Raw genomic sequence first — 1,057 nt, 5'->3', positions numbered from 1 at the left:
TTGGATTGAGCAAGCTAAGCGCATGGCGCCAAGTGTCATCATGGGTACACCGAGCACCGAATTAGCGCTTGCCGACCAAATCATGACCGAGCATCAAATCCAGTGCTTAACCAAACCGCTATCTCGCCGTAAGCTGCTGCAAAGTTTGATCAATGAACATGTTGAAGCACCTCAAGCTATTGCCGCCCCAGTTGAAACAGAAGAAAGCGAACGACTGCCACTGACGGTGCTCGCGGTGGATGATAACCCTGCAAACCTAAAACTGATTTCAGCACTACTGAAAGAAAGGGTTGAAACCGTAACGGCTTGTAGCAATGGCCAGCAAGCCGTAAATCTCGCTACCGAGAAGAAATACAACCTGATTTTTATGGACATCCAAATGCCATTAATGGATGGCGTGACCGCTTGTCAGAACATCAAAGAGCTTGAGGTAAACAAAGACACACCAGTGATCGCCGTTACCGCGCACGCCATGGCCGGGGAGCGCGATCGTCTGCTCGCCGCAGGTATGGATGATTACCTCACCAAACCAATTGAAGAGCATGTACTGCAACAAGTGTTGGTCCACTGGAATCCGAATACCTGTACAGAAAGCATAGGGAAAGTTGCGCCGTCCTACGTCGATGAACCAGCAAGTGAAGCTCCTGCTACAGCTGAAAACACACAACCTGATGTGATTATTGACTGGCAAGCCGCATTGAAACAGAGCGCTAATAAGGAAGATTTAGCCAAAGATATGCTGCGTATGTTGATCGATTTCATTCCAGAAGTAGAAGAAGTTGTCGACCACGCACTTGAGCAAGACGATTATTCGCGTGAAGAGTTAATTCATGTGATCCACAAACTGCACGGCAGTAGCTCTTATTGTGGCGTACCAAGGCTAAAATCTCTCTGTGCTACGCTTGAACACGCACTTCGTTCAGGAGCCAGCATTGAAGAAATTGAACCTGAAATGTTTGAACTGCAAGATGAAATGATTAAGGTCCCCACCACTGCAAAACTTTATCTAGATCAGTAGCATTCTGATTAAACTGCATACAAAAAAGCCAGAGCATTT

The 1,057-nt window shown here is 46.8% G+C and carries 1 protein-coding gene; it reads left to right on the top strand.

All coding sequences use genetic code 11. From position 1 onward, the window contains the following. Nucleotides 1–1,018 (top strand): response regulator (locus tag R7Z50_RS24825; RefSeq protein ID WP_318149393.1); only part of this gene is annotated, 1,018 nt, incomplete at its 5' end. Between the last annotated feature and the right edge of the window lie 39 nt (nucleotides 1,019–1,057).

The sequence above is a fragment of the Vibrio sp. 1249-1 genome (assembly GCF_033340495.1).
The sequence above is the reverse complement of the archived record's forward strand: the minus strand, read 5'-3'. Positions and strand labels throughout refer to the sequence as shown.